This is a genomic window from Streptomyces sp. NPDC057424, assembly GCF_042803315.1.
Classification (GTDB): Bacteria; Actinomycetota; Actinomycetes; order Streptomycetales; family Streptomycetaceae; genus Streptomyces.
Window position 1 is genome coordinate 227,182 of the sequence record NZ_JBHVCP010000005.1, and the last position, 7,578, is coordinate 234,759.

At 70.8% G+C, this 7,578-nt stretch carries 7 protein-coding genes, 1 tRNA gene and 2 pseudogenes; 4 read left to right on the forward strand and 6 right to left on the reverse strand.

Annotated elements, in window-relative coordinates:
* The first annotated feature begins 83 nt into the window (after nt 1-83).
* A complete protein-coding gene (locus tag ACFU3E_RS07535; protein WP_384153516.1) occupies nt 84-542 on the forward strand; it encodes a barstar family protein in 459 nt (152 codons plus the stop codon).
* A gap of 460 nt (nt 543-1,002) precedes the next feature.
* On the opposite strand, the gene ACFU3E_RS07540 is transcribed toward ACFU3E_RS07535, so the two are convergent.
* The 3 genes and pseudogenes from ACFU3E_RS07540 to ACFU3E_RS07550 all read right to left on the reverse strand — a co-directional run bounded on the left by ACFU3E_RS07540 (nt 1,003) and on the right by ACFU3E_RS07550 (nt 3,516).
* Nucleotides 1,003-1,425, reverse strand: coding sequence for a hypothetical protein (locus tag ACFU3E_RS07540; protein ID WP_384153519.1), 423 nt, complete (start codon nt 1,423-1,425; stop codon nt 1,003-1,005).
* Nucleotides 1,422-1,841, reverse strand: a pseudogene (locus ACFU3E_RS07545) (IS5/IS1182 family transposase); the annotation flags it as partial. The gene ACFU3E_RS07540 and the pseudogene ACFU3E_RS07545, both read right to left, overlap by 4 nt.
* Complete coding sequence (locus ACFU3E_RS07550; RefSeq protein ID WP_384153522.1) at nt 1,819-3,516, reverse strand: relaxase/mobilization nuclease domain-containing protein; 1,698 nt, start codon at nt 3,514-3,516, stop codon at nt 1,819-1,821. The pseudogene ACFU3E_RS07545 and the gene ACFU3E_RS07550, both read right to left, overlap by 23 nt.
* Before the next feature lie 128 nt (nt 3,517-3,644).
* On the opposite strand from ACFU3E_RS07550, the pseudogene ACFU3E_RS07555 reads away from it, so the two are divergent.
* Nucleotides 3,645-3,908 (forward strand): annotated as a pseudogene (locus ACFU3E_RS07555) (DUF6325 family protein); the annotation flags it as partial.
* A 31-nt stretch (nt 3,909-3,939) separates the two neighbouring features.
* Nucleotides 3,940-4,227: an SHOCT domain-containing protein gene (locus ACFU3E_RS07560; protein ID WP_384153524.1), complete on the forward strand. Its 288-nt coding sequence runs from the start codon at nt 3,940-3,942 to the stop codon at nt 4,225-4,227.
* A 645-nt stretch (nt 4,228-4,872) separates the two neighbouring features.
* On the opposite strand, the gene ACFU3E_RS07565 is transcribed toward ACFU3E_RS07560, so the two are convergent.
* From ACFU3E_RS07565 to ACFU3E_RS07575, 3 genes are all read right to left on the reverse strand, one after another.
* Nucleotides 4,873-4,946: transfer RNA gene (locus ACFU3E_RS07565), tRNA-Pro, on the reverse strand.
* 47 nt (nt 4,947-4,993) lie between these two features.
* A complete protein-coding gene (locus tag ACFU3E_RS07570) occupies nt 4,994-5,764 on the reverse strand; it encodes a Pr6Pr family membrane protein (RefSeq protein ID WP_384153527.1) in 771 nt (256 codons plus the stop codon).
* A 106-nt stretch (nt 5,765-5,870) separates the two neighbouring features.
* On the reverse strand, nt 5,871-6,809 hold the full coding sequence (locus tag ACFU3E_RS07575; RefSeq protein ID WP_384153530.1) for a metallophosphoesterase: 939 nt from the start codon (nt 6,807-6,809) through the stop codon (nt 5,871-5,873).
* Nucleotides 6,810-6,944: 135 nt separating this feature from the next.
* On the opposite strand from ACFU3E_RS07575, the gene ACFU3E_RS07580 reads away from it, so the two are divergent.
* A complete protein-coding gene (locus ACFU3E_RS07580; protein ID WP_053669666.1) occupies nt 6,945-7,409 on the forward strand; it encodes a GatB/YqeY domain-containing protein in 465 nt (154 codons plus the stop codon).
* Nucleotides 7,410-7,578 lie beyond the last annotated feature (169 nt).

The window sequence follows — 7,578 nt, forward strand, 5'->3', positions numbered from 1 at the left end:
GGGGGGGGGGGGGGGGGGTGTGTGCCCGGACCTCCTCCCCCCCCCCCCCCCCCACCCCGGCGGCCGGAAAGGAGATCATCGAAATGACCAGCACGACAGCCTGGATCCGCCCCCTGTCCGAGGCGGCAGCCGGTGTACGGACGGCACGCTGGGACGTAGACGGCTCCTGCTGCCGCACCAGCCGGGACCTGTTCACCGAATGGGCCACCCGTCTCGGATTCCCGGACCACTTCGGCCGCAACTGGGACGCCTTCCGCGACTGCCTCCACGACGCCGTGTCGAATGGCGGCGCCGAGGCCGTCTGCCATGATGCTCCGACGTCACCAGCGGTCGTCGTCCGGGAGGCCGGGGACCTGCTCACCGACGAGCCGGACCACGCGCTCGCCATCCTCCTGTTCATCCTGAGCGAGGCCGCCGGCGACGACAGCACCGCGCCGCGACTGCTCCTCCTCCTCGACGACACCCCCGACCGCCTGTCCCACCTGGCGCAGCGGATGACGGAAGCAGGGTTCCCACCCGTCTCCTTCCAGGCGCACAGCTGATTCGGAAGGCGGATGTCAGAAGCCAGCCGCCTTCCGAACGTGATCCATTGGTTTGGTGCGGACGGGCATGGACTCGCCTCGATGGCGGGGGATTATGCTCAGTCTGCTGGAGGCCCGGGAGAAGAGGGACCGGGAAGAGACGGCGTGGTTGCGGGAGGAGGCCGAGCGGATCCACGCCGTGCTGGAGCGGAGGAAAACGCGCTCGCACGGCTGGCCGGTGCGCGCGAGACGGTAGCCGAGGTGCTGGCCGAAGCTCCCGGCGGGGGTGAAGAGCCCAAGCGGAGCGTCGTGGCGGGCTCCGTCGTACCGCACCGGACCGAGGATGGCATCGCGGAGACGCTCGCGCCCGCTGTTGTGCCCGTTCTGCGGCAGAAAGGCGATGAGAGGGTGGTACGTGACGTGATGCCCGTTTCGGGCTTTCGGGTGGGGCTGTCGGGCTGGTCGTGGCCTGACCAGGCGGCTACGACTGCGGCTTGGTGAACAAGCCCTGCTCGGACTCGATCAGGATTCCGCGTTCGGCCAGCCGCTTGAGCTTGAGCCGGACGTTGTTGACGTTGTTGGGTGCGATCTCCAGGTCCATCGCCTCGCAGACCGCCCGCGCCCGCAGCGGGGCGTCGACTGCGGCGAACACCGCCATGATCTGCTGGTAGGCCGGATGGTCCGGCAGCTTCACGGGCGGAGGTGTCGGCGAGGCCGGCTCGGGCAGCGCCAGCAGCGTCTTGCGGGTGATGCGCACCTCTTCGGCGACTCGGACGAACTCCTCCAGTTGCGCGGTGAGTTCCGTGATGTGCGCTCGCGTCGCTTCGGCCTGCGTGGCGATCTCACGCTCTTGCTCCTCCAGGCGGGCGAGGACCGCCCCCAGGGTGAGCTCGTCGTTGTTCATGCGCCGCGCCAGGTGGGGGTGGAGGTCGCGGTGAGTATCCGGGCCATCCGGTCGCTTATGGCCCAGTACACCCTTGACTCGGCGGAGGCGGGCCGGTGTTCGTAGTCGCGGACCAGTCTGCGGTGCAGCATCATGATCCCGTTCACTTGTTCCACCACCCACCTCTTGGGCTGGGGGACGAACCCGCTGGTCGTCGGGTTGCGCTCGACGACTTCGACGTCGATGCCGACCTTCTTGCCATGGTCGATGACGGTGGTCTTGAACCCCTGGTCGACCAGGGCTTTCTGCACCGTGTCGGTGTCGGCCGCGACCTTGTCCAGCAAGGCGATGCCGACGGCGTTGTCGTGCGCGGACGCGGCCAGCACCACCACCGCGATCACCAGACCGAGAACATCAACTGCCAGGCCGCGCTTGCGGCGCCGGGGCGGCGGCTGCTTCGCGGGCCGGGGGGTTGGGGCGCTGTGCTGCGCTGTCGGCCCAGGCTGGGCTGTGGGCCTGTGCTGCGCGGGCTTGTGCGCTGGGTGCCGGCCGTGCGCTGAGGCGCTCGACGCGCCAGGTCAGTACTCGTGCGGGGCGGCGGGCGTCGTCCAGGGCCCGTTGGTCGGCGGCCTGCTGGAGGAGCTGCTCCGGGTCGTGGCCTGCGGCTTCGGCGAGGGCAGCGGTGAGAGCGTCGAAGGCGGGGTCTTCGATGACTTGCTCCATGTGATCGGGCACGGCCCGGCGTATCTGGTGGATGTGTCGGTCCACGGACTGCTGGGGCGGCCGGTGCTGGGCGAGGGCGGCCAGGGGTGCGGCTGCGGCCTGCTCGTAGGCGGCCTGGAGGTGGAGCAGGGTCTGCTGGGCGGCGCCGACCTGCTGGTCGTGGTGGCGGAGCTGGTGCCATCGGGCGGCGGCGATGACGACGAGGATCGCGGCGTCGAAGAACATTGCCAGGGCGGCGCCGTCCTTGGGAGCGGGCTCGCGGAGCATGGCGCGTACGGCGCCCCGCAGTGCTCGGGCGTGATGGTGTTCGGCCCGGATGCGGGAGGGGGTGGCGCGCTCGAACGCGGACGCCGCCTCACGGAGCTGGGGGCGCAGATGCTGGGGTGCGAGAAGGGGAAGGGCGTCGAGTGCCTCGCCGAAGACAGCGAGGTGGGCCTGGCCGGCTTCGTCGTCGCCCTGGTCGAGGTGGTGGGGGATGCGCTCGGTGGCGGCGGTGGCCTGGTGCCAGGGGTTGGGCCTGCGTCGGCCCGGCTGGTCGGCGGGCTGCGGTTCGATGTTCGCCAGGCGTTCTTGGATCTTGGGGAAGGACAGGTCCGGAGCGAGTTTGGAGCCGGAGTACCAGATGGGGCCGCCTGCGTCGTCTGCGAGTGCGACCTTGTAGCCGCGTATGTCGCCGGAGGGGAAGCGCACGATCTCGACGAGGATGTCGTCGATGTGGCGGAGCAGGTGCACGAACTCCTCGATGCTGGAGGCTGAGGCCACGGCGGTGCGGACGGTGGCGCGGAGTCGCTCGGGGGCGGTCTTGTCCTGACCGGCGCGGCGGGCCTTCTCCTGCTCGGCGCGGCTGGGCCGCTTGGCGGCTGTGCGGTCACCGCGGACCACTTGGAGCAGGCCGTATTCCTTCTCGATGGCGGCGAGTTCGCGGTCGGCGGTGAGGTAGTCGTTCCAGTGGCGGGCGGTGCGCAGGTCCGCCCGGACTTTGGTGGCGGCGATGTGGATGTGGTCGGGCGCGTGGCGGACGGCGACCCAGCGGCAGCCGTCCGGGTCGCCGTCGGGTGCGATGCCGGTGGCGGCGACGACGCGGCGGGTGATGTCGGCCCATTCGTCGTCGCTGAGGTGGCGGTCGGTCTCGGCAGCGCGGATGGAGCAGTGCCACACGTGCTTCTCGGGGGCGCGGCCCAGTCGCCTGGCTTGCTTGACATGCAGATCCAGGTCGGCCACGAGGAGCCTCCTGGTGGCGTCGGCGTCCTCGGAACGGCCGGGGTCGGGGGCGAAGCCGTCCCAAGAGGCGACCAGGTGCGGGTCGGTGTGGTCCTTGGCCTTCTTCGTGTCGAACAAGTACCGGATCAGGCCCGCGGTCTCCCTGCCATTGCTGATCTTCGCGATCACCGGGCCGCCTTCTTGGAGACGGCCTCATTCGAGGCTGCCGCGATGTGGCGGACTGTGGCGCCGACTGCGTCCAGGGTGCGCTCGGCCTGGGTCAGGAGTGCGGTGTCCACAGGGTGTGGATGGCCTCCATCGCGGACCTCACCGGGGACGGCGAACTCGACTTGGCCGTCTTCGAGGGCGTGTCGTCAGGACTCCTGGGTCAGGACGACATCGAGGAGGCGGCCACCGCGCTGGAGCCCGGCAGTTCCGCCGGCATCCTGGTCTACGAGAACCTGTGGGCCGCACCCTTCGCCGCCGCCCTGCGCCGCAGCGGGGCCCGGATGGTCGCCTCCGGGCGGATCCCGGTGCCCGACCTCGTCGCCGCCCTCGACGCGACCGAGGCCGCTCACTAGGCACAGCTCATCCGGCAGAAGGGACACAGCCATGCCAGGTCTCATCCGTGGGGTCGCGCGCACCGCCGTCGTCGCCGGAACGGCGACTGCCGTATCGAACCGTGTGACACGCCGACAGCAGGGGCGATGGGCGGCGCAGCAGGCATACGAGGCGCCCCCGGTACAACAGGCGTCCCAGGCCGAACCGCCTCCGGCTCCGGCGGCCTCCGACATGCCCAGCAAGATCGAACAGCTGAAGCAGCTCGGCGAGCTCAAGGACCAAGGCGTGCTCACGGAGGCCGAGTTCGAGGAGCAGAAGCGCACGATCCTCGGATCATGACCGGCTCCCGGGGACGGCAGCACAGTCGATCAGCCGAGCAGCGGCTTCGGGCCTGGTCGCCATGGCGGTGGGGTCGGTGTCACGGCGCAGTCCCGCCGCTGCGGGCATCGACCAGCCGGTGCAGTGGATGAGCGAGAGGTCCGCCCGAGCAGGTGAAGTGAGCGGCACACGCTGCGCCAGATGAAGACCTTGGCTGCGATCGTGGCGCCAGCCCATCAAAGGGCGAACGAGTCCTCGCGCACGAGGCGCAGGGCGTCGCCGAGTGTGGAACAGGCCAGGCACCTGATGCAGGTGTGGGCACCGACCCTGCCCTGCGCCACCAGATCGGCGCCCCGGCAGCCGACCAGGCGATGCCGCCGACCGGGTTCGGCTGCGGGCGATCTCGGGCGGCGTGCTGCTCAGGTGCTGGGGCGGGCCTGTGGCCTGGCGCCCATGACTACCGTCTTGGGCGGCCGGATTCAGCAGACACTCGGCAACCACCCTCGACGAACAGCCGCTGCACGCGACGACCGGAGAGTGGAAGTCGGGAGCCCCGGGGAGCCGCTACTCGAACTCGGCTCCCAAATGGCTCCCAGAATGGCCCCCCGAACCACTCAGGGGCCCGACCCGCTAAGCGGATCAAGCCCCTGACCTGGTATTTCTCTGTCGGGGTGGCGGGATTTGAACCCACGACCTCTTCGTCCCGAACGAAGCGCGCTGCCAAGCTGCGCTACACCCCGATGTCGCTGCTGTCGCGGCGACGACGTTTACTTTAGCCCACCGGTGGCTAGAGGCGAAATCCGGTTTTGCCGCGGTGGCGGATGGGGTTCGGGCGGGCGTGGTCAAGGGCCACGAGGAGCACGGCCAGGGCGTAGAAGGAGAGGCCCAGGAGGAGGGCGTTGCCGAGGACGCGCTTGAAGCCGTCCTGGCCGACGTCCAGGAACGGGTAGAGGTAGCGGTCGGGGGTGCCCGGGAGCAGCAGCTCGCCTCGGGTGAGGCAGAAGGCCAGGTAGGCGAGGGGGTAGAGGAGCCAGGTGCTGGCCTGGCGGAGGTGCAGGCGGCCGGGGGACGTGAGCAGGAGCCAGTCCAGTACCGCCACGATCGGGGTCGCTGTGTGCAGCACCGAGTGGGAGAGGGTCTGCCAGCCCGTCGGGGTGGCGGCCTCGCCCGTGAGGGAGAACGGGCTCGCCTCGTTCGCCAGGAGCAGGTGGTGCACCAGGGCCGCGATGACGACGTAGAGCAGCGTCGCGCCCAGCACGGCACCGGGCAGCGGGCGGCTGGCCGTCCACGCGCGGCGGGCCGAGAGGGTCATGACCAGCGCCAGCAGCACGTTGCTCTGGATCACGAAGTAGCTCAGGACCCGGGACGGGTCGCCGAGGAGCAGTTCGAGCGTCACCCCCGCGGCCGCCGCGAGGGCGACGAGCAGGCGGAAGGCCGCGGCCGCGGGGCGGCGGACCGGGGTGACGACGGCCGTGGCGGGCACCGGGGAGGGCTTCAGCGCCGGCGGGGACGGGATCGCGGGGAGGTCCGGGATGTCCCGGGGTATCGGGGCGGTCATGCCTCCACGCTGGCAGAAACGGACATTGGGGGCGATATGGGTGGGGCTGTGTGGGTTATCGCCCCCAGGCCCGCCCCGGCGCTTGCCTGCGCGCCTCCGGCCGCCGCTACCGCCCCTGCGCCTCGCGTCCCACCAAGGTCAGCAGCGTAGCCTCCGGCGGGCAGGCGAACCGTACCGGTGTGTAGCGGTTCGTGCCACAGCCCGCCGACACGTGGAGGTACGACGTATTGCCCTCCGCCGTGTGCGTGGACAGGCCCTTCACCCGGTCCGTGTCCAGGTCGCAGTTGGTGACCAGGGCGCCGTAGAAGGGGATGCACAGCTGGCCACCGTGGGTGTGGCCGGCCAGGATCAGGGGGTAGGCGTCGGCCGTGAAGGCGTCCAGGGTGCGCAGGTACGGGGCGTGCACGACACCCATGGAGAAGTCCGCCGCCTCGGAGGGGCCGCCCGCCACCTGCGCGTAACGGTCCCGCTTGATGTGCGGGTCGTCCAGGCCCGTGAGCTCCACCGAGCCGCCCTCGAGCTTGAGCTCGCCGCGCGAGTTGGTCAGGTTCAGCCAGCCCGCCGCGTCGAAGCCGTCCCGCAGGTCCTCCCAGGGGTTGTGCACCACGCCCTCGGCCGGCGCGTTGCCGTTGAGCCCGTGGCGGCCCTGGGCCTTCTCCATCAGGTAGCGGGCGGGGTTGCGCAGCTTGGGGCCGTAGTAGTCGTTGGAGCCGAAGACGTACGCGCCCGGGAACTCCATCAGGGGGCCGAGCGCGTCCAGGACCTCCGGGACGCCTTCCGGGTCGGAGAGGTTGTCGCCCGTGTTGATCACGAAGTCGGGGCGCAGGCCCGCCAGGGACCGCAGCCAGCGCTGCTTCTTGCGCTGGCCCCCGACCATGTGGATGTCCGACACCTGCAGTACACGCAGGGGGCGCATTCCCGGGGGCAGGACCGGGACGGTGACCCGGCGGAGGCGGAAGGAGCGGGCCTCGAAGCCCACCGAGTACAACAGACCGGCGGCGCCCGCCGCCGCGATTCCCAGGGGTACTCCATATCGCGCGCGCATACGACCATCGTGTCAGACCCCGGCCGTCGACCGTGCCCGGGCGGTTCCCGAAATCCCCTGACCGCACCGGCCCTTCGGCCGCGGCACCCTAAATCGAGGGGCGCTCTTCCTCCCGCACCTGCGACAATCGACCCCATGACCACGCTCAAGTCGAAGCTGCAGGATGACCTCAACGTTGCGATCAAGGAGCGCGACGAGCTGCGCTCCTCGACGCTCCGGCTGACACTCGCCGCGATCACCAAGGAGGAGGTCGCGGGCAAGGAGAAGCGCGAGCTCTCCGACGACGAGGTGCAGAAGGTGATCACCCGGGAGGCGAAGAAGCGGCGTGAGGCGGCCGACGCCTTCGCGCAGGGTGGCCGTGCCGAGCAGGCCGAGCGGGAGAAGGCGGAGGGCGAGGTCCTCGCCACGTACCTGCCGCAGCAACTGTCGGACGAGCAGCTCCAGCAGATCGTCGCCCAGGCTGTCGAGGAGGCGAAGGCGGCCGGTGCCGAGGGGCCGCGGGCCATGGGTGCGGTCATGAAGATCGTGAACCCGAAGGTGGCCGGGCAGGCCGAGGGCGGCCGCGTCGCCGCCGCGGTGAAGAAGCTGCTGGCCGGCTGACCCCTTCGGCCCCTCTGGGCCGGCTCCGGCTGCCTGCGGACCGCCTTTCCGGGCCGGCTCCGGCCGGCCCTTCCGGGCCGGTTTCCGGCTGCCTGCGGGCAGACCCTCACGCCCGCCGACCGGCTGACCCTTCAGCGAACGGGGACGCCCCCTGCTTGCCCGCGCGGGC

Coding starts and splice junctions, on each gene's coding strand:
- ACFU3E_RS07575 (WP_384153530.1), bottom strand. CDS start 6,809: ATGCGCGCGCGATATGGAGTACCCCTGGGAATCGCGGCGGCGGGCGCC.
- ACFU3E_RS07570 (WP_384153527.1), bottom strand. CDS start 5,764: ATGACCGCCCCGATACCCCGGGACATCCCGGACCTCCCCGCGATCCCG.
- ACFU3E_RS07580 (WP_053669666.1), top strand. CDS start 6,945: ATGACCACGCTCAAGTCGAAGCTGCAGGATGACCTCAACGTTGCGATC.
- ACFU3E_RS07560 (WP_384153524.1), top strand. CDS start 3,940: ATGCCAGGTCTCATCCGTGGGGTCGCGCGCACCGCCGTCGTCGCCGGA.
- ACFU3E_RS07540 (WP_384153519.1), bottom strand. CDS start 1,425: ATGAACAACGACGAGCTCACCCTGGGGGCGGTCCTCGCCCGCCTGGAG.
- ACFU3E_RS07535 (WP_384153516.1), top strand. CDS start 84: ATGACCAGCACGACAGCCTGGATCCGCCCCCTGTCCGAGGCGGCAGCC.